Origin of the sequence: Paraburkholderia sp. JHI2823 (assembly GCF_038900695.1) — a bacterium.
Taxonomy (GTDB): Bacteria; Pseudomonadota; Gammaproteobacteria; order Burkholderiales; family Burkholderiaceae; genus Paraburkholderia; species Paraburkholderia mimosarum.
Map to the genome: position 1 here is coordinate 146,791 of NZ_JAYMRY010000009.1, position 17,631 is coordinate 164,421.

At 65.7% G+C, this 17,631-nt stretch carries 16 protein-coding genes; 8 read left to right on the forward strand and 8 right to left on the reverse strand.

Features of this window, described 5'->3' with window-relative positions; translation table 11 throughout:
- Positions 1-107: 107 nt before the first annotated feature.
- The 6 genes from VSR34_RS13045 (at position 108) to ugpC (ending at position 6,127) form a co-directional block, all read left to right on the forward strand.
- Complete coding sequence (locus VSR34_RS13045) at positions 108-890, forward strand: L-iditol 2-dehydrogenase (protein WP_342962690.1); 783 nt, start codon at positions 108-110, stop codon at positions 888-890.
- A gap of 81 nt (positions 891-971) precedes the next feature.
- Positions 972-2,306 (forward strand): sugar ABC transporter substrate-binding protein, encoded by a 1,335-nt coding sequence (locus tag VSR34_RS13050; protein ID WP_028211730.1) that lies wholly within the window; start codon positions 972-974, stop codon positions 2,304-2,306.
- A gap of 131 nt (positions 2,307-2,437) precedes the next feature.
- Positions 2,438-3,382: a sugar ABC transporter permease gene (locus VSR34_RS13055; protein ID WP_028211729.1), complete on the forward strand. Its 945-nt coding sequence runs from the start codon at positions 2,438-2,440 to the stop codon at positions 3,380-3,382.
- A complete protein-coding gene (locus VSR34_RS13060; RefSeq protein WP_342962658.1) occupies positions 3,379-4,248 on the forward strand; it encodes a carbohydrate ABC transporter permease in 870 nt (289 codons plus the stop codon). The genes VSR34_RS13055 and VSR34_RS13060 overlap by 4 nt, the downstream gene beginning before the upstream one ends.
- A 40-nt stretch (positions 4,249-4,288) precedes the next feature.
- Positions 4,289-4,975: an HAD family phosphatase gene (locus VSR34_RS13065; RefSeq protein ID WP_238327784.1), complete on the forward strand. Its 687-nt coding sequence runs from the start codon at positions 4,289-4,291 to the stop codon at positions 4,973-4,975.
- A gap of 42 nt (positions 4,976-5,017) precedes the next feature.
- Complete coding sequence (gene ugpC / locus VSR34_RS13070) at positions 5,018-6,127, forward strand: sn-glycerol-3-phosphate ABC transporter ATP-binding protein UgpC (protein WP_028211726.1); 1,110 nt, start codon at positions 5,018-5,020, stop codon at positions 6,125-6,127.
- Between the two features lie 470 nt (positions 6,128-6,597).
- Here the strand turns inward: ugpC and VSR34_RS13075 are convergent, their stop codons facing one another.
- The 6 genes from VSR34_RS13075 to mutL all read right to left on the reverse strand — a co-directional run bounded on the left by VSR34_RS13075 (position 6,598) and on the right by mutL (position 14,796).
- Positions 6,598-7,131 (reverse strand): hypothetical protein, encoded by a 534-nt coding sequence (locus VSR34_RS13075; RefSeq protein ID WP_342962659.1) that lies wholly within the window; start codon positions 7,129-7,131, stop codon positions 6,598-6,600.
- A gap of 260 nt (positions 7,132-7,391) precedes the next feature.
- Positions 7,392-8,339 (reverse strand): sugar-binding transcriptional regulator, encoded by a 948-nt coding sequence (locus tag VSR34_RS13080; protein ID WP_028211725.1) that lies wholly within the window; start codon positions 8,337-8,339, stop codon positions 7,392-7,394.
- A 44-nt stretch (positions 8,340-8,383) separates the two neighbouring features.
- A complete protein-coding gene (xylB, locus tag VSR34_RS13085) occupies positions 8,384-9,865 on the reverse strand; it encodes a xylulokinase (protein WP_028211724.1) in 1,482 nt (493 codons plus the stop codon).
- A 131-nt stretch (positions 9,866-9,996) separates the two neighbouring features.
- Positions 9,997-11,403 carry a D-arabinitol 4-dehydrogenase gene (gene dalD / locus VSR34_RS13090; protein WP_028211723.1) on the reverse strand — a complete coding sequence of 469 codons (1,407 nt, stop codon included), beginning with the start codon at positions 11,401-11,403 and terminating at the stop codon, positions 9,997-9,999.
- A gap of 226 nt (positions 11,404-11,629) precedes the next feature.
- Positions 11,630-12,643 (reverse strand): tRNA (adenosine(37)-N6)-dimethylallyltransferase MiaA, encoded by a 1,014-nt coding sequence (miaA, locus tag VSR34_RS13095; RefSeq protein ID WP_342962660.1) that lies wholly within the window; start codon positions 12,641-12,643, stop codon positions 11,630-11,632.
- Positions 12,640-14,796, reverse strand: a complete 2,157-nt coding sequence (gene mutL / locus VSR34_RS13100) for a DNA mismatch repair endonuclease MutL (protein WP_028211721.1) — start codon at positions 14,794-14,796, stop codon at positions 12,640-12,642. The genes miaA and mutL overlap by 4 nt, the downstream gene beginning before the upstream one ends.
- A gap of 223 nt (positions 14,797-15,019) precedes the next feature.
- Here mutL and VSR34_RS13105 point away from each other — a divergent pair, with 223 nt between their 5' ends.
- Entirely contained in the window at positions 15,020-15,706 is a 687-nt protein-coding gene (locus VSR34_RS13105) for a VTT domain-containing protein (RefSeq protein WP_028211720.1), read from the forward strand.
- A 111-nt stretch (positions 15,707-15,817) separates the two neighbouring features.
- On the opposite strand, the gene VSR34_RS13110 is transcribed toward VSR34_RS13105, so the two are convergent.
- On the reverse strand, positions 15,818-16,630 hold the full coding sequence (locus VSR34_RS13110) for a mechanosensitive ion channel family protein (RefSeq protein ID WP_028211719.1): 813 nt from the start codon (positions 16,628-16,630) through the stop codon (positions 15,818-15,820).
- A 260-nt stretch (positions 16,631-16,890) separates the two neighbouring features.
- On the opposite strand from VSR34_RS13110, the gene VSR34_RS13115 reads away from it, so the two are divergent.
- The gene (locus tag VSR34_RS13115; protein ID WP_342962693.1) at positions 16,891-17,040 is read left to right on the forward strand and encodes a hypothetical protein; all 150 of its coding nucleotides are present in this window, start codon (positions 16,891-16,893) and stop codon (positions 17,038-17,040) included.
- A gap of 56 nt (positions 17,041-17,096) precedes the next feature.
- Here VSR34_RS13115 and VSR34_RS13120 read toward each other — a convergent pair whose 3' ends face one another.
- Positions 17,097-17,474, reverse strand: a complete 378-nt coding sequence (locus VSR34_RS13120) for a hypothetical protein (RefSeq protein ID WP_342962661.1) — start codon at positions 17,472-17,474, stop codon at positions 17,097-17,099.
- Between the last annotated feature and the right edge of the window lie 157 nt (positions 17,475-17,631).

A 17,631-nucleotide genomic window follows, 5' to 3' on the forward strand; every position in this document is an offset into this window, starting at 1 on the left:
CAAATGCTCACGCGTCGGGCGAACGCTCAGATATATCCCAAAGTGTTTCCGCGCGCGCCCGAACGAGCGAAATTGGAGACAAACCTGTGGCACATCCCGCGACCCCGGTGGCAGGACGATTGCAAGACAAGGTAGCCGTGCTGACTGGCGCGGCGAGCGGTATTGGCGAGGCGGTCGCACGGCGCTATCTGGACGAAGGCGCGCGCTGCGTGCTCGTCGACGTGAAGCCCGCCGGGTCCATCGCACCTGCGCTGGCCGCCGCGTACCCGGAGCGCGTGCTCGCGCTCACGGCCGACGTCACGCGCCGCGAGGACATCGACCGTATCGTGCTGAGCGCGGTCGAGCGCTTTGGCCGCATCGACATCCTCTTCAACAACGCGGCGCTCTTCGACATGCGCCCGCTCCTCGACGAATCGTGGGACGTGTACGACCGCCTCTTCGCGGTGAACGTGAAGGGCATGTTCTTCCTCATGCAGGCCGTGGCGCGCCGCATGGTCGAGCAGGGGCAGGGCGGCAAGATCATCAACATGTCTTCGCAGGCGGGCCGCCGCGGCGAGGCGCTCGTTTCCCACTACTGTGCAACCAAGGCCGCGGTGCTGAGCTACACGCAGTCGGCGGCGCTCGCGCTCGCGCCGCATCGCATCAACGTGAACGGCATTGCGCCGGGCGTGGTCGACACGCCGATGTGGGAGCAGGTGGACGCGCTCTTCGCGCGCTACGAGCACCGGAAGCCCGGCGAAAAAAAGCGCCTCGTGGGCGAGGCCGTGCCGCTAGGGCGCATGGGTCTGCCCGAAGATCTCACGGGCGCCGCGCTCTTTCTCGCATCGGCCGACGCCGATTACATCACCGCGCAGACACTCAACGTGGACGGCGGAAACTGGATGAGCTGACCTTTCCCGCAACGCCTGCCCGGTGCGACACGACAGCTCGACTGCAGCACGACATAACGCAACGAACAAGGAGACATCGCCATGAAACCTGCTTTCAAGACCGCAGCAACGTGCATAAGCCGCGCCGTGAGCGTCGGCGCGCTCGTCGCCGCGGCTAGCGCAGCGCACGCGCAGACGGTCACGATCGCCATGTTGAACAACCCGGACATGATCGAGCTGAAGAAGCTCTCGCCGGCTTTCGAAAAGGCGAATCCGGGCATCAAGCTGAACTGGGTGATCCTCGAAGAGAACGTGCTGCGTCAGCGCGCGACCACCGACATCACGACCAACAGCGGCCAGTTCGACGTGATGATGATCGGCACCTACGAGGCGCCGCAGTGGGGCAAGCGCGGCTGGATCGTGCCGATGACGAACCTGCCTGCCAGCTACGACCTCGAAGACGTGGTGAAAACCGCGCGCGACGGCCTCTCGTACAACGGCACGCTCTATGCGTTGCCGTTCTACGTGGAAAGCTCGATGACGTATTACCGCAAGGACCTGTTCGACAAGAAGGGCCTCAAGATGCCCGAGCAGCCGACCTATGACCAGATCAGGGACTTCGCCGACAAGCTCACCGACAAGTCCGCCGGCACGTACGGCATCTGCCTGCGTGGCAAGGCCGGCTGGGGCGAGAACATGGCGTATGTGACGACGGTCGCGAACACCTTCGGCGGCCGCTGGTTCGACGACAAGTGGCACGCGCAGCTCACCTCCCCCGAGTGGAAGAAGGCGGTGAACTTCTATGTGGATATGCTGAAGAAGGACGGCCCTCCGGGAGCCAGTTCGAACGGCTTCAACGAGAACCTCACGCTGATGTCGTCGGGCAAGTGCGCGATGTGGATCGACGCCACGGTGGCCGCGGGCATTCTCTACAACAAGCAGCAGTCGCAGGTGGCCGACAAGATCGGCTTCGCGGCGGCCCCCACCCAGGCCACGCCCAATGGCGCGCACTGGCTGTGGTCATGGGCGCTCGCGATTCCCAAGTCTTCGAAGTCGCAGGACGCCGCGAAGAAGTTCATCGAATGGGCCACCTCGAAGGAGTACGTCGAGATGGTCGCGAAGGACGAAGGCTGGGCTTCGGTGCCGTCGGGTACGCGCATTTCGACGTATCAGAATCCCGAGTACAAGAAGGCCGCGCCGTTCTCGGACTTCGTGCTGAAGGCGATTCAGACCGCCGATCCGACTCATCCCACCGCGAAGCCGGTACCGTACACGGGTATCCAGTTCGTTGGGATTCCTGAGTTCCAGTCGTTCGGCACAGTGGTGGGCCAGGGCATCGCCGGCGCGGTGGCCGGGCAGATGAGCGTCGATCAAGCGCTCACCGCGGGCAACGCGGCTGCCGATCGCGCCGTGGCGCAGGCCGGGTACCAGAAGTAACCGCAACGCCGCAAAGCGAAGCGGCAAGCGTAGTACCGCGAGCGCGCGCCGGGCCATCCGTCGCGCGCACCCTCGCCAAGCCGATGCGGCGCCGTGCTCCGGCAGGCGCTCAACAGAGAAGGGTGGTCCTCATGCGTCATCTCCATCTCCCCATGCCTCTATTCAATCGAGCGCGCACGCCACAGAAACCGCAGCAGGTCGAAGCGCGCCGCTCGGCGTCACGCTGGCTCGTGTCGCCGTCCGTCGCGGTGCTGCTGCTGTGGATGACGATTCCGCTCGCCATGACGATCTGGTTTTCGTTCACGCGCTACAACCTGCTGAACCCCGACCTCAAGGGTTTCGCGGGCTTCGACAACTACCGGTTCCTCGCCACCGATCCCTCGTTCGTGCCGTCGATCCTGCACACCATCGAACTGATCGCGGCGGTGCTCGTGATCACCGTGGTCGGCGGCGTGCTGATGGCGGTGCTGTTCGACCGCAAATTCGTCGGCCAGGGCGTGGCGCGGCTCTTCGCGATCGCGCCGTTCTTCGTGATGCCCACGGTGAGCGCGCTGATCTGGAAGAACATGATCCTGCATCCCGTGTATGGCCTCGTGGCGGTCGCGATGCGCTCGCTGGGGATGACGCCCATCGACTGGTTCGCCGTGTATCCGCTCACCGCGGTCATCATGATCGTGGCGTGGCAGTGGCTGCCGTTCGCATTCCTCATTCTCTTCACGGCGATCCAGTCGCTCGACCAGGAGCAGAAGGAGGCGGCGAAGATCGACGGTGCGGGCCCGATCGCCTTGTTTTTCTACATCACGCTGCCGCACTTGCGGCGCGCGATTGCCGTTGTCGTGATGATGGAATCCATTTTCCTGCTCTCGATCTTCGCCGAGATCTACACGACCACGGGCGGCGGTCCCGGCAACGCGACCACCAACCTCACTTACCTGATCTACTCGTTGGGCCTGCAGCAGTTCGACGTGGGCATCGCCTCGGCGGGCGGCATTCTCGCCGTCGTGCTCGCGAACATCGTGTCGTTCTTCCTCGTGCGCATGCTCGCGCGCAACCTCAAAGGGGAGTACGAAAAATGAGCCAGATTACCGCTACACCCGTGCAATCGGCCGACGCAGTCCACCATTCCTCGCCGATGCAGTTCATCGGCCGCGTGCTGCCCGGGCTGCTCGCGTGGCTTATTGCGATCGCGCTGTTCTTCCCGATCTTCTGGATGACGATCACGGCCTTCAAGACCGAGCAGCAGGCCTATATCCCGACGATCTTCTTCGCGCCGACGCTCGACAGCTTCCGCGAGGTGTTCGCGCGCAGCAACTACTTCGCGTTCGCCTGGAATTCGGTGATGATTTCGGCCGGCGTGACGATCGTGTGCCTGATCTTTGCCGTGCCCGCGGCCTACGCCATGGCGTTCTTCCCGAACCATCGCACGCAGAAGATCCTGCTGTGGATGCTCTCCACGAAGATGATGCCTTCGGTGGGCGTGCTCGTTCCGATCTACCTGCTGTGGAAGAATACGGGGCTGCTCGACACCGTGAGCGGGCTGATCATCGTCTATACGCTCATCAACCTGCCCATTGCGGTATGGATGGCCTATACGTACTTCAACGAAATTCCACGCGACATTCTCGAAGCCGGCCGCATGGACGGCGCGGCCACGTGGCAGGAAATCGTCTATCTGCTCATGCCGATGGCCGTTCCCGGGCTCGCTTCCACGGCGCTGCTCCTGATCATTCTTTCGTGGAACGAAGCATTCTGGAGCATCAACCTCTCGAGCTCGAACGCCGCGCCGCTCACCGTGTTCATCGCCTCGTACTCCAGTCCGGAAGGGCTCTTCTGGGCGAAGCTCTCCGCGGCGTCGCTGCTCGCGGTGGCCCCGGTGTTGATCGTCGGCTGGCTTTCGCAGAAGCAGCTGGTGCGCGGCCTTACGTTCGGGGCGGTCAAGTAAGCCGACAAAGGGAATTGAACCCAGCGAAATGGACGAATCCATGCCCATTCGAGCCCTGATCTGCGACTGCGACGGCGTGTTGATCGACAGCGAAGCCGTGGCGGCCGGCGTGCTGGTGCGCGAACTCGAAACGCGATGGCCCGGCGTGGCGGCGGCGCCCGTCGTGATGCCGCTGCTCGGTTTGCGCATCGAGCGCGTGCTGAGCGGCGCGGGCGCGGCGCTCGGGCGCAGCCTCACGCCAGCCGATATCGATGCGATCCGCACCGTGGCCGAGGCGAATGCGCGCGAGGCGCCGCTTTTTCCGGGCGTGCTCGCCGCGCTGGAAGCCGTGGCGCTCACGAAGGCCTGTGCGAGCAACAGCTACACCGCTGTGGTGCGCGAAGTGCTGGCGCGCAACGGGCTCACGCGCTTCTTCGGTGAGCGCGTGTATTGCGCCGATATGGTCGCGAAGCCCAAACCGGCGCCCGATGTCTACCTCGCTGCGGCGCAGGGCATGAGCCTCGCACCCGCCGCATGCCTCGTGGTGGAGGACAGCGTGGCGGGCGTGAGTGCGGCGCGCGCGGCGGGCATGACGGTGCTCGGCTTCGTGGGCGGTACGCACGTCGGTGGCGACGCGCACGCGCACGAGTTGCGCGAAGCGGGCGCGATCGAAATCTTCGACGACATGACGACGCTGCCCGCGCGGGTGGCGCAACGAATCAACCAGGCGCAAGCGCGCTCTTACTGAGCGGTGCTGCGCAAATCCGCCGCAACGGAACGGAGACATATCATGGCAAGCGTGATCCTCAGAGACGTCCTCAAGCGCTACGACGACAACGAAGTGCTGCGCGACGTGAATCTCGACATCGGCGACGGCGAGTTCGTCGTGTTCGTGGGCCCGAGCGGCTGCGGCAAGACCACGCTCATGCGTATGATCGCGGGTCTCGAGGACATCAGCGGTGGCGACTTGCTGATCGACGGCACGCGCATGAACGACGTGCCGCCCGCCAAGCGCGGCATTGCGATGGTGTTCCAGTCGTACGCGCTCTATCCGCACATGACGCTCTACGACAACATGGCGTTCGGGCTCAAGCTCGCGGGCGCGAAGAAGCCCGAGATCGATGCGGCCGTGAAAAACGCCGCGAAGATCCTGCACATCGACCACTTGCTCGACCGCAAGCCGAAGCAGCTTTCGGGCGGCCAGCGCCAGCGCGTGGCGATCGGGCGCGCGATCACGCGCAAGCCGAAGGTGTTCCTGTTCGACGAGCCGCTCTCGAACCTCGACGCCGCGCTGCGCGTCAAGATGCGCCTCGAATTCGCGCGGCTGCACGACGACCTGAAGACGACGATGATCTACGTGACGCACGACCAGGTCGAGGCGATGACGCTTGCGGACAAGATCGTCGTGCTTTCCGCAGGCAATGTCGAACAGGTCGGCAGTCCGAATCGTTTGTATCACGCGCCCGCGAACCGTTTCGTGGCGGGCTTCATCGGCTCGCCGAAGATGAACTTTCTCGACGGCACGGTGCAGCAGGTCGGGAGCGACGGCATCGTCGTGCGCTACGCGACGGGCGATACGCAGAAGGTGGGCGTCGAGCCGGGCAACGCTCGCGAAGGCGACAAGGTGACGGTGGGCATCCGTCCCGAGCACCTGCACATCATGACGGGCGAGGAAGGCGTGAGCGCGAAAGCGATGACGGTGGAGTCGCTCGGCGACGCCGCTTATCTTTACGCAGAATGTCCGGTCGCCCCCGACGGCCTGATCGCGCGCGTTCCGCCACTCGAGCAGCACGCGCGTGGCGAGGCGTTCAAGGTCGGATCGACGCCCGATCATTGCCATCTCTTCGACGCGAACGGCCAGGCGTTCGAGCGTCGCTTCGCGCAGCAACTGGCTGCGTGATTTCACTGGCTCGCTGGACGCACCGCCTCGATGGTGAGGCGGTGTGGTGAGGCGAGGTACCGGAAGTTGCCTTTGTGAGCCCGCTGCGCGGGCTTTTTTTTTCGGCTCTTCGCAGATTTGCCGGTAGGGCTCAGTTCGACCCAAAACGGTCCGAGGGAATTTGGGTAAGCGGACCTTCGACGTGGAGCTTACGGCAACCGTAAAGTCGCGAAGCCGTGGGTAGGGCTCAATGTTAAGCACAGGGTTTGCATCACACACTCGGAGCGTGTGGTCTTGGTCCACGCCACTTAAATGACGACAAAACTGCTTCCAGAATTTCCTTTAAACGCAGCATTGACTCAGCTGATACATCGATCTCGCCATAATGACCGTCTGACATTGTAGAACCATACTTTGAGCCGTTAAGACAGTTCAGTACAAGAACGCCGCCCCTTGGCGCATTGATGAACCCGTTTTCAATTGGTTTAAGCTCAAGGGGCACGATCTTCAAGGTGTTGAGCTGTGTTGCGAACACCGCGAAGATGAGGGAAAGCATCTGCGATCTTCTCATGATGAGTTGCCACTTCCTCAGGGACATTTTCTTCCTTCGCAAGAACGCCGAGGAATTTGTCGAAAGCATCAAGTGCATACAAAAATGCGCGGGCATAGATGAACGGCAAGTTATGTTCGAACTCGCGCGGCACACCTCCGGCCGCCCACTTTTCTCGCTTGAAGCGCACTTCGGTTTCAAACCGAATTTCGTCAAAATTTTCGCAAGGCTGGACGCCAGCCTCTTGCTCAATGATGCGCCAAATTTCAGACCGACGCTGCGAATCGCGCTCCCAGTTTTCACGATCTGCAAACGACGGGCGAATCGACTGTGCACCAATAAACAGGTTTAACGCCGCATTGGCTTCGAAAAATTGCGATTCAAGCGATCGAAGCTGCCCCTGAATTCGCCATGCCCAGTTCCTATCTTCGCAGTCGAGCCAAGTGCCTGGGGTAGCTATTTCAAATACGATCATGGTCGTCCTTCAACGCATAGTTTTTGTCTTTAATCCATCTCGCAATGCAATCAACAAACTGGACGACGTCGACCTTACCCGGGCCCCGATGCCAAAGCAATAGCTGCGTTGCGAACGTCACACTGGCGACTCGCACGAGAGTCCGGTTCGGGGCGTTGCTGGAAATGACCGCACCTGGGCCGACTACAGCCTGTCCACAAAGCGTCTCCCCGGAAAACCCGCGATCAATTTTCCCGCCCTCAACGAGAGTCTTCAGGCGCTCAGCGTTCGATTGCCGCGCGCGCGCAGAGCTCGTCGGTGACGAGCCCGGAGAGCCAGCCGCCGTTGAGCGCCGCAATGACCGCTTCGCGTTTGCGGGCCCCACCCGCGAAGCCGATGGTCGGGCGGCGCGGCGGCGAGTCGAGGTGCACGCTCGTCACGCGGCGGCCAGTGGGCGAATCCACGCGCTTGCCGGCCGCGTCGATGGGCAGGCCGAGCATCTCGGCCACGGCGCCCTGGCTCATCAGTTCGCGCACTTCCTCCGAGGTGATGAAGCCATCCTCATGGAGCGGGCAATGTTCGCCGATATTGCCGATGCCCACGAACGCGACATCGGCCTCGCCCGACAGCGATTCGACGATGCGGTAGAGCCGGTGATTGCACCATTGCGCGCGCTCGGCCTCGCTGTCGGCGATGAGCGGTGCGGGCAGCAGAAAGTGCTTGCCGCCGGTCTTCTCGGAGATGTGCAGCGCGACGTCGTAGCGGTTCGAGGAGCCGTCCTGCGCGATGGCGCCCACCATCGAAACGAGCCGGTGCTGCGGCCGCTCCAGCTGCGCGATCTGGTCGACAGCGGCCTTGAGTGTGCGGCCGCTGCTCACGGCCACCACCATCGGCCGCTCTTCGGTCAGATAGCGCTCCATGACCTGCGCGCCCGCCACCGCGAGCTTGCGGTCGATCTCCTCGCGCGTGTCGTTGTCCACGGGCACCACTTCGCAGACCGAAAGGCCGTAGCGCTTCGAGAGCTTATCGGCGAGCGCGAGGCAATCGGCGAGCCGGTGATCGACACGCACGCGTATCAGGTTCTTCTCGACCGCGAACGCGACGAGACGCTGCGCGACCGGGCGCGAGACCTGCAATTTCTCGGCGATTTCGTTCTGGGTGTTGCCGGCCACGTAGTAGAGCCAGGCGGCGCGGGTCGCGAGATCGAGTTTTTCGGTGGACTTGGGCACGGTGGTGTTCGAGGCGGGATCGGGGCCGAAGTGTACTGCACGCCTCACGCGAGACGTTCGCGCGAGGGTTCGAACAGCGGGCGCACGTGGCGGTACAGCGCGCGGTAGGCGGTGAGCCGCTCGCGCAGCGCCGCATGGCGCGCGGCGTTCGGCGTGTACTCGGCCACGACGGGCGGCTTGCTCAGCACGTCGCTCGCGGCGCCGCCCGCCGCCAGCCAGCCGAGTCGCGCCGCGCCGAGCGCGGCACCGGTCTCGCCGCCGCCGTGCTGGCGCGTGGGCGTATTGAATGCGTCGGCAACCAGTTGCGCCCAGTAGCCGCTGCGCGCGCCGCCGCCCAGCATCGAGAGCGCGCCGACTTCGGTGCCCGCGGCCGCGAGCGCGTCGAGGCCGTCGGTGAGCGCGAGCGTCACGCCTTCGAGCACGCCGTAGCCGAGCAGCGCGCGATCGGTCGCGTGCGTCATGCCGAAGAAGACGCCCTGCGCATAGGGGTCGTTGTGCGGTGTGCGCTCCCCCGAGAGATACGGCAGGAAGAGCGGCGCTTCGGCCAGCGCTTCGGCGCTGAGCCGTTCGACTTCGGCGAGCAGCGTGGGCTCGTCCGTGCCCGTGAGTTTGCAGACCCAGCGCAGACAGCTGGCAGCCGAAAGCACGACGCTCATCTGATGCCAGCGGTCCGGAATCGCATGGCAGAACGCGTGGACTGCCGAGGCGGGATTGGGCCGGAAGCGGTCGCCGACCACGCAGAGCACGCCAGACGTGCCGAGCGAGACGAAGCCGTCGCCGGGCTGCGTTGCGCCTATGCCGATCGCGCTCGTCGCGTTGTCGCCGCCGCCGGCCGCGACGACCACGTCGTCGCGCAAACCGAGTTCGCGCGCCAGTTCGGGCAGCAGCGTGCCGGAGGGCGCGCTGCCTTCGGCAAGCGAGGGCATTTGCGCGCGCGTCAGGTTGCAGGCGTCGAGGAGCGCGTCGGACCAGTCGCGTTTGGCCACGTCGAGCCAGAGCGTGCCTGCTGCGTCGGAAGGATCGGACACCTTGCCGCCCGTGAGGCACAGGCGCAGGTAGTCCTTTGGCAACAGCACGCAGGCCGTATCGCGAAAGACCTGCGGCTCATGGCGCGCGACCCACAGCAGCTTGGGCGCGGTGAAGCCCGGCATGGCGAGATTGCCCGCGATGCGATGCAGCTGCGGCGCGCGCGCGGTGAGTTCCGCGCATTCCTGGACGGCGCGCATGTCGTTCCAGAGGATCGCGGGGCGCAGCACGTTGTCGTGGCGATCGAGCAGCACGGCGCCGTGCATCTGCCCGGAGAGGCCGATGCCGCGCACCTGCGCGAATTCGTGCGGGTGCGCCTCGCGCAGCGCCGCGAGCGCGCGGCGGGTGCCGTCCCACCAGTCGGCGGGATTCTGCTCGGACCAGCGCGGATGCGGACGCGACACCGTGAAGGGTGAGCCGGCGGTGCCGATCGCGCGGCCATCGGGCGCGAGCAGCAGGACTTTCACTTCGGAGGTGCCGAGGTCGATGCCGAGATACATGGGCGCGCGCAAGTGGTGATGGGGGTTGCGCTACTTTAGCCGCGCGCCGGGCGCGACGCCATGCGCGCCGACCCGGACGGCGCGTGGCGCAGGTGTCGAGCGCCCTTCTTTGTGCGCTTCGATGCCTTGCTTCAAACGCTGCACCCGCGCGAGGCGAGCCACGCATCGACACGCGCGAGCGCGCCGCGCACGGCGCCTGCGAGTGCAGGATTGCCGGCGAGACCGCCCCACAGCAGCTTGTCGTCGAGAAACGCCGCGACGGGGTCGCCGCTTTCGAACATGCGATGCACGGCCGCTTCGTCCATCACGCCGTCCTGATAGCGGTAGGGCAGCGTGCCCTTGTGCCAGCGTTCGAGAAAGCGCAGGAAGAGCGCGGGCAGCATGGCCGTGGCGCCCGGCGTCGCACCCCCGGCGATGCGTTGCGCCAGCGTGGGCGTGATGAAGCCGGGGATCTTCGAGTAGCCATCTGCGGCCACGCGCTGGTTCGTGTCCTGGATGTACGGATTGCTGAAGCGTTCGAGCACGACGTCGCGATACGTCGCGAGATCGAGCGGGCTCGGCGTGAGGCAGGGAATCACGTCTTCGCTCACGTACTCGCGTGCGAAGGTGCGAATGTCGGCGTCGTTCGTGCCTTCGTGGATGAAGTCGAGCCCGACGAGCGTACCGGCCCACGCAATGCAGCTGTGCGTAGCGTTGAGGATGCGGATTTTCGCCTCCTCATAAGGCATCACCGATTCGACCATCTCGGCGCCCGCGCGCTCCCAGGCGGGCCGCCCCGCGCAGAAGTGATCCTCGATCACCCACTGGATGAACGCCTCGCCCATCACGGGGCAGGCGTCGTCCACGCCGGTCGCTGCTTTCACGCGCTCGCGCACGTCCGGTGTGGGGCGCGGCGTGATGCGGTCGACCATGGAGTCGGGGCAGGCCGTGTTCGCGTCGAACCAGTCTCGCAGATCCATCGCGCCACGCAGCGCGAGGAATTCGCGCATGCCCGCATGAAAGCGCTTGCCGTTGCTGCGCAGGTTGTCGCAGGTTTGCAGCGTGACGGGGCTGCCGTTGCGCGCCATCCGCGCTTCGAGGATCGCGGCGAGCGCGCCGTAGATCGTCGTGCGGCCGCCATTGAGATCGGCGGCGAGATCGGGGTTCGCGGTGTCGAGACGGTCGTGCTCGTCGAGGTAATAGCCGCCTTCGGTCACCGTGAAGGCGATGATCTTGCACGATGCGTGCGCACCCGCATCGATGAGGCCCGCAAGATCCGCGGACCACGGCAGCACGCGCGTGATCGAGTGGATCGCCTCGTAGGCGCGCTCGCCCTTGGGCGTCACGGTTTCCAGCGTATAGACGCCGTTTTGGGCGGCGAGCGCGTCGAGCACGGCGTTCATGTCGGAGCGGATGTTGCCGACGGTGAGCGCCCAGGCGGCCTCGTTGGCCTTGCGCGCGAGGTTTACGCGGTGCAGATACCACGCCTGATGCGCCCGGTGAAACGAGCCGGCGCCGATGTGCAGGATCACGTTCGCATCGCTGCGTTCGGTGTTCATTCGGTGTCTCCTTGCTCGAACCGGCCGACCGGCTCGAGATTGAGCAATTGCTCTATTGATGAACGAATGATCGTATCCGGTCGACCGAAAGTCAAGCGGACGGCGGCCGTTTTCCGTGGCGCGTTGCGGCGGGCGGGAAGGGGCGCGCGGCGCTCAAACGCGCGGCGCGCGAACGTCAATGGGGAATGTTGTGGCGCACAAGGCGCCGGGGGAATTCGACGAAGGGCTAGCCGCCCTGGTCGCCGCCTGGCTCCACGACGCGCTCGACCGCCGCAACCGCCCGCGCGGTCGCATCCGCCGCGCAGCAATCCACGACGATGCGCTCCGGCATCGCCCGCAGCCAGGTGAGCTGCCGCTTGCAGAGCTGGCGCGTGGCGAACACGCCTTTGTCGCGCATGGTGTCGTAGTCGATCTCGCCGTCGAGGTATTCCCACACCTGACGGTAGCCCACGCAGCGCATGGACGGCAGGTTGGCGTTCAGGTCGCCGCGCGCGCGCAGTGCCTTGACCTCGTCGATGAGCCCGCCCGCGAGCATCGCGTCGAAGCGTGCTTCGATGCGCGCGTGGAGCACGCCGCGATCCGACGGTTCGAGCGCGACCGGCACGAAGCGGTAGCGCGCGGCTTCGTCCTCGCGCGTGGACGGCGTGGCGAGCAGCACCGACATCGGTTGCCCGCTCAGCATGAAGATTTCGAGCGCGCGCTGGATGCGCTGCGAGTCGTTGGGCGCGAGGCGCGCCGCCGTGGCCGGATCGACGAGCGCGAGGCGCGCATGCATGGCGGGCCAGCCGTCGCGCGCGGCTTCGGCGTCGAGTTGCGCGCGCACCGCGGGATCGGCCGAGGGCAGATCGTTGAGGCCTTGCGTGAGCGCCTTGTAGTAGAGCATCGTGCCGCCCACGAGCAGGGGCACGTTGCCCCGCGCGACGATCTCGCCGGTTACGCGCAATGCGTCGGCGCGAAAATCGGCGGCTGAGTACGCATCCAGCGGATCGACGATGTCGATCAGGTGATGCGCGGCCGCCGCGCGCTCCGCAGCGGTCGGCTTGGCCGTGCCCATATCCATCTCGCGATAGACGAGCGCCGAATCCACGCTCACGATCTCCACCGTGCGACCGCGCGCCGCCGACTGCGCGGCATAGGCGAGCGCGGCCGCCGTCTTGCCCGAGGCCGTGGGCCCGAGCAGGCACGCGACGGGCAACGCGTTGCCTTCTGCGCCGCTTCCGTGTTTCGTGGACTGCGTCATTGACCGCGCATGAAGAGCCGATCGAGATCGGCGAGCGTGAGCTGGTACCAGGTCGGCCGGCCATGATTGCACTGGTCGGCGCGCTCGGTCGCTTCCATCTGGCGCAGCAGCGCGTTCATCTCGTCGAGCGTGAGACGCCGGTTTGCACGCACCGCATGGTGGCAGGCGAGCGTGCCGAGCATTTCATGCTGGCGCTCGGTCAGCACGCGCGAGCCGCCGTACTCGTGGAGGTCGGCCAGCACGGCGCGCGCGAGCGCCTGGAGGTCGGCGTCCTTGAGCAGCGCGGGCACCGCGCGGATCGCGATCGAGGTGGGCGAGAGCACGGCGAGGTCGAAGCCCAGCGCTTCGAGCGTCGCCTTTTCTTCCTCGACGGTGCCAGTCTCGACGGGATCCGCCGTCATCGAAATCGGGATCAGCAAGGGCTGCACGGCGAGCGAGCGTTCGGCCAGCGCCTGTTTGAACTGCTCGTAGAGAATGCGCTCGTGCGCGGCATGCATGTCGACGATCACGAGGCCGCGCGCGTTTTGCGCGAGCACGTAGATGCCGTGGACCTGGCCGAGCGCGAAGCCGAGCGGGTGGTCTTCGCCCGCTGCGAAGGCGGGCTGCGGCGCACCCGGGTCCGCTGCGTCCTCCGCCTGCGCCACCGTTGCGCCTTGCGCCGTGCCCGCGCCTACGTCCTTGCGGCCGAAGAGGGCGTCGTAAAGTGCAAGCGGCTGCGCGACGGGCAGGCTGCCTTGAGTCATGCGCGACTGGCGCAGCCAGGTGTTGCCGCTGCCCGCGCCGGCGCTGCCGCCTGCCGGGCCGAAACCGGACGCGCGCGAACTTGCGCCGCCCGCGCCGCCAAAGCTGCTCGCGACGCTCGCGGTGCCGAACCTGCCGTCCGCGCCGAAGCCGCCGCTCGCGCCGGACACGCTGTGCGAACCGCCGGAACGCGCGTAGTCTGCCGCGCCGGAGCTGCCGCCAGCGCCCGAAGCCAGCCCGGCCGAGGCGCCGAGCACGCCCGCGCCCGGCAAGGGCCGCGGCTCGATGAGCGCGGCATGTCCACCCGCGGTCGTTTCCGGCGAGGCGCCCGCGTGGCGCGCGAGCGCGCGCTGCACGGCATGGAACACGAACTGGTGGATCGAGCGCGAGTCGCGAAAACGCACTTCGATCTTCGAGGGATGCACGTTCACGTCGACGGCCTCGGGCGGCAGGTCGAGGAACAGCACGTACGACGGGTAGCGGTCGCCGTGCAGCACGTCCTCGTAGGCCGAGCGCACCGCATGCGTGAGCAGCTTGTCGCGCACGAAGCGGCCGTTCACGAAGAAGTATTGCTGGTCCGCCCGGTTGCGGCTCGCCGTGGGCAGGCCCGCGCAGCCGTAGACGGCGAGCGGCCCCGCGCGTTCGTCGAGCGGCAGGTGGGCCGTCGCGAAGACTTCGCCAAGGATCTTCGAGACACGGGTGGCGGGGTCGCTCGCATTCCAGTGCTCGACGGCGCGGCCGTTGTGCAGCACGGAGATCGCCACGTCGGGGCGCGCGAGCGCGCTGCGGCGGATCATTTCGAGGCAATGGCCGAGCTCGGTCTGCTCGCTCTTCAGGAACTTGCGGCGCGCGGGCGTGTTGAAGTACAGCTCGCGCACCTCGATGGTCGTGCCTTGTCCGCCAGCTGCGGGCGAGATCGCGCCCGTGTGTGCGTCGATCTTCACGGCGTGCGCCGCGTCGGCACTGCGGCTCGTGATCGACATTTCGGCCACCGAGGCGATCGACGCCAGCGCCTCGCCGCGGAACCCGAGCGTCGCGACGCTCTCGAGTTCGGCGAGGGAGCGGATCTTGCTGGTGGCATGGCGCATGAGCGCAAGCGGCAGTTCCGTTTCGGGAATGCCGCAGCCGTCGTCGGCGATGGAAATGCGCTTCACGCCGCCTTCGTCCAGCAGGATGCGCAGCGTGCTTGCGCCCGCGTCGAGCGCGTTTTCGAGCAGTTCCTTGACGACGGAGGCGGGCCGCTCGACCACCTCGCCCGCGGCGATCTGGCTGATGAGCTGATCGGGCAGCGCCTGGATCGCCCGCGCGGGCTGCGCGGCGCGCTGTGCGGCCGCGTTGAGGACAGCGGTCGCGGCTTCGGCGGCGCGAACGGAATCGGGCGTGCCGCCGGTGGATTCGGGATTCGAAGACATGCGCGCAATTATAGCGAGTCGGCGTGGCGAGCCCGGCGTGCGTCTCTCTCGCGCGAAACGCCCATCTCGGGGTGCTTTGTGCGTGAAATCACCGAATTTGGCGGGATTTTTTCGTGACGGCCGGGCACTTTCGGTATCATGGCGCGGTCAATTTGCCTTCTCGCGCAACACCGGGCGAACGCGCCTTTTCAGGTCCGCGACCCACGTTCAATAAGGGACACCTTTGGATACGCTTCTGCAGTTCGCCAACCTTGTCTTGCACATCGACACGTTTCTTGGCGTCTTCATCCACCAGTACGGGGCCTGGGTCTACGCGGTGCTGTTCCTGATCGTGTTCAGCGAAACGGGCCTCGTCATCCTGCCGTTCCTGCCGGGCGACTCGCTGCTTTTCATCGGCGGCGCGTTCGCCGCCACGCACGAGATGCATCTCGGGCTGCTGATTTTCCTTCTGGTTCTCGCGGCGGTTTCCGGCAACACGGTCAACTACCTTATCGGCCGCGCCATTGGGCCCAAGGTGTTCAACACGCACATCCCCGTGCTCGAGCGCTTCCTCGATCGCGCCGCGCTGCAGAAAACCCATGACTTCTATGAGCGTCACGGCGGCAAGACCATCGTGCTGGCGCGCTTCATTCCTGTCGTGCGCACGTTCGCGCCGTTCGTCGCCGGCGTCTCGCAAATGAGCATGCAGCGCTTTCAGGTCTTCAACTTCGCGGGCGCGTTCTTCTGGGTGCTGCTGCTCGTGCTGCTCGGCTTCTTCTTCGGCAACATCCCGTTCATTCGCCAGTATCTGAACGTGATCGTGCTGGTCGGCATAGGCGCGGCGGTCGTGCCGGTCGTGCTGGGCGGCGTATGGAAGATGATGCGCAAGAACTCGCGCGCCGCTACGGTGCGCAAGCCGAACGGCGGCTGAACGCTGCGCCCGAACATCGTTAGTGCATGAAAAAACGGCATCGCCTGCGAAGGCGATGCCGTTTTGTCTGGTGCGTCTCTGGTGCGCCGATATGCCGATGCGAGGGGCGATTCAGCCGACGCGGCGAACGATCGATGGCGTCTCGGGCGTTGGATAGCCGGCGTCCTTGAAGGTCTCGACGATCGCGCGATTGGTGTCGAAGTAGACCTGCCAGTAGCTTTCGTTGTTCGTGTAGGGACGCACGGCGAGCAATGGGCCTTCCGGCGTGAACGAGAGGATCTCGACGTCGGGCGGCGGCTCCTGCGAGACGTTCGGAATTTTCGCGATGGCCGCGCGCAGGCGCCGGGTTGCATCGACGGCATCGACGCCGTTTGCGATCTTTGCGGTTAGCTCTACGCGGCGCCAGGGCGTCGCGCTGTAGTTCGAGATGGTGTCCGAAAAGATCTTGTTGTTGCCGACGATGTTGACCACGTTGTCCGGCGAGATGATGGTCGTGCCGAAAATTCCCAGCTCCTTCACCGTGCCCGTAACGCCGCCCGCCGTGACGAAGTCGCCCACCTTGAACGGCCGCAGAACCTGCATGAACACGCCTGCCGCGAAATGCGCGAGCAGGCCGCCCCACGCGGTGCCGATGGCGAGACCGAGACCGGCGAGCAGCGCGGCGAACGAGGTGGTCTGCACGCCGAACACCTGGAGGATCGCGAGGACCAGCAGCAGGTTCAGCACGGCGGCGAGAATCGAGCTGAGGTAATGCGCGAGCGTCGGGTCGACGCGCTCGTTGCGCGCGAGCACCTTGCGCAGGAGGCCGGCGATGAAGTTGATGGCCCAGCGTCCGATGATCCACAGGACGATCGCCGCCAGGACCTTGGTCCCGAAGTCGATGCCTCGGGTCATGACGAATGTACGGATGGTTTCGAGATCCAAGATGCCCTCGCTTGTGCCGTTGATTGAGCCGGTAGGAACGTACAACTGACATTGGCGGGGAGTCCGGCGCGCGTCGTGGCCGGCGTCTATCCCTCGGTGCCTATTTATAGGCGAAGTGGCGGAAGCGCGCATCGAACGTGCCCGATCGCCTCCGCGTGGACCCTGGGCGCCGCGCGATGCGCAGGCGCGCAATACTGCACGCATAGCCCTTCGCCACTTTCGTTGCGCAAAGCGGCACGGATACGAACCGGGAAGCCGCCATGAACCTTCACAACACCGGGCTCAATGCCAACACCGAGAAGCTGGATGAACTGCGCTCCACGCAGATCGCGGTCGGCTGTCGCGAAGTCAGCGCCAGGCGCGCGCACTGGAATACGCTCGGCAAGAGGAGCCGCGCAAAACGTTCGTAAGACCGCCAAGGGCAAGAAAGGCCGACGAGGGATCGGCGCGATACGCGGCCTGCGCCTCACATCGGCAGCGTCGATTTGCTGTAGGCAGACGTTTCGATTTCGAGTTCGCCGGGGCGTGCGCGTGCCTTGCGCGCTTTCCGCCGGCGCGTCCGCCACGCCAGAAGTAGGGCGAGCAATGCGGCGAGCGCGTAGGAGAGGGCGCGTTCCGGGTAAGTTTCGCTCGGGTTGTGCGCTTGCCAGTTGCCGCCTGCGTCGGCGAAGACGAGGAAGGTGACTGCCGTATCGAACGTGAGGGCAATCGCCATCAAACCGGCAAAGACGCGTGTGCCATTGAGCGTGACATCGGGGCGCGCGCATCGGACGAGCCAGCAGCCGGCGCGGACGGCGACGAGCAGGGCGAGATTCGAGATCAGAAAAGAGACGAAGTTGACCATGACGCGAGTTGACCGGACGAGCGACGCAATGCTCGCGCGGGGCAGCGGGGCTCGCGATCGTTGCGCGCGCCGGCCCCGGGCGACGGGTGGCGCGATCTTGGCACGGAGATGCATCTCGATAAATGCGGGCGCACCGCATCCGCTGGCGCACGGTCGG

Coding starts and splice junctions, on each gene's coding strand:
- VSR34_RS13120 (WP_342962661.1), bottom strand. CDS start 17,474: ATGGTCAACTTCGTCTCTTTTCTGATCTCGAATCTCGCCCTGCTCGTC.
- dalD (WP_028211723.1), bottom strand. CDS start 11,403: ATGAACACCGAACGCAGCGATGCGAACGTGATCCTGCACATCGGCGCC.
- ugpC (WP_028211726.1), top strand. CDS start 5,018: ATGGCAAGCGTGATCCTCAGAGACGTCCTCAAGCGCTACGACGACAAC.
- VSR34_RS13060 (WP_342962658.1), top strand. CDS start 3,379: ATGAGCCAGATTACCGCTACACCCGTGCAATCGGCCGACGCAGTCCAC.
- mutL (WP_028211721.1), bottom strand. CDS start 14,796: ATGTCTTCGAATCCCGAATCCACCGGCGGCACGCCCGATTCCGTTCGC.
- VSR34_RS13065 (WP_238327784.1), top strand. CDS start 4,289: ATGCCCATTCGAGCCCTGATCTGCGACTGCGACGGCGTGTTGATCGAC.
- VSR34_RS13115 (WP_342962693.1), top strand. CDS start 16,891: ATGAACCTTCACAACACCGGGCTCAATGCCAACACCGAGAAGCTGGAT.
- VSR34_RS13055 (WP_028211729.1), top strand. CDS start 2,438: ATGCGTCATCTCCATCTCCCCATGCCTCTATTCAATCGAGCGCGCACG.
- VSR34_RS13075 (WP_342962659.1), bottom strand. CDS start 7,131: ATGATCGTATTTGAAATAGCTACCCCAGGCACTTGGCTCGACTGCGAA.
- miaA (WP_342962660.1), bottom strand. CDS start 12,643: ATGACGCAGTCCACGAAACACGGAAGCGGCGCAGAAGGCAACGCGTTG.
- xylB (WP_028211724.1), bottom strand. CDS start 9,865: ATGTATCTCGGCATCGACCTCGGCACCTCCGAAGTGAAAGTCCTGCTG.
- VSR34_RS13050 (WP_028211730.1), top strand. CDS start 972: ATGAAACCTGCTTTCAAGACCGCAGCAACGTGCATAAGCCGCGCCGTG.